The organism is Glycomyces sp. NPDC021274, assembly GCF_040641195.1.
GTDB lineage: Bacteria > Actinomycetota > Actinomycetes > Mycobacteriales > Micromonosporaceae > Glycomyces.
The window spans coordinates 1-1,265 of record NZ_JBFADC010000084.1 but is presented as its reverse complement, the minus strand read 5'-3'; the positions used below and the strand labels follow the sequence as shown (position 1 = coordinate 1,265).

The 1,265-nt window shown below is 72.0% G+C and carries 1 protein-coding gene; it reads right to left on the bottom strand.

Annotation, left to right across the window (positions count from 1 at the left end):
* Nucleotides 1-120: 120 nt before the first annotated feature.
* Nucleotides 121-1,170: an NAD-dependent epimerase/dehydratase family protein gene (locus AB0I03_RS26750; protein ID WP_073442566.1), complete on the bottom strand. Its 1,050-nt coding sequence runs from the start codon at nt 1,168-1,170 to the stop codon at nt 121-123.
* Nucleotides 1,171-1,265: the final 95 nt, after the last annotated feature.

Genomic DNA, 1,265 nt, shown 5'->3' with positions numbered 1-1,265 from the left:
TGCGGGCTTCCGGTACGGGCGCCAGGGCGGTGCCGCGCGCGGACCGCCGGGCCTTGCGGCGCGCCCGCGGTTCCTCGCCGAAGGGAATGACCTTGGCGTCCGCCATCGTGGGTGAACTCCTCACTGGATCGGGCCGCGGCGTGCGGAGAGCACACCGGCGAGCCGGTCGACGGTGCGGGCGAGGGACTCGGGCGGCAGCAGCCCGGGTCCGCGGCTGCGGGCGAATTCCTCGAAGGTCTCCGCCGTCGTGTACCGGGGGTGGAAGCCCAGTGTCTCGCGCATCTGGGTGGTCTCGACGACCCGGCCGTGGGTCAGCATCCGGATCTGCTCGGGCGAGAAGTCCGTGATGCCGAGCGACCGCAGGGCGGTGCCGGCCCAGGTCACGGTGGGCAGGAAGAGCGGGAGGGTGGGCCGGCCCAGGCGCCGGGAGACCTGCGAGAGCAGCAGGACGCCGTCACCCGCGATGTTGAACGTGCCGCTGTTGAGGGTGCCGCGGCGCGGCGCGGCGGCGGCGATCCGCAACACGTCGATCGCGTCGTCCTCATGGACGAACTGCAACCGCGGGTCGTAGCCGAGGACGGTGGGCAGCACGGGCAGCGAGAAGTACTCGGCGAGCGGGGAGTCCGCGCACGGCCCGATGACGTTGGCGAACCGCAGGACACAGACCGCCACGTCGGGGCGGCGCCGGGCGAAGCCGCGGACGTACCCCTCGACCTCGACGGTGTCCTTCGCGAAGCCGCCGCTGGGCAACGACTTGGGCGGGGTGTTCTCGGTGAAGACCGCCGGGTCGCGCGGCGCGGAGCCGTAGACGCTGGTGCTGGACTTGATGACCACGCGCTGGACGTTCGGGGCCTTCTGGCAGGCGCCGAGCAGCTGCATGGTGCCGATGACGTTGGTCTCCTTCACGGAGGCCCGGCCGCCGCGACTGCCCAGGGGCGTGCCGTTGATGTCCATGTGGACGACGGTGTCGACGCCCGTTTCGGCCAGGACCCGGGCGATCGCCGGATGCCGGATGTCGGCCTTGAGGAATTCCGCCCCGCCCAGGGGATGCTCCGGTGTCACGGCATCGACCCCGATCACCCGATCGACGTCGGGATCGCGCTGGATCCGGCGGACGAACCGGCCCCCCAGCTGCCGTGCGACGCCCGTGACGAGCACGACGTTGCCCAAGATCGGCCCTCCTTCCCGCAGCGGCTTCCGCCTGCGCCGAGATGTGCGGCTCACGCTATCGGGTCGGTGTTGCGCGGCGATGACCGCACGATGCC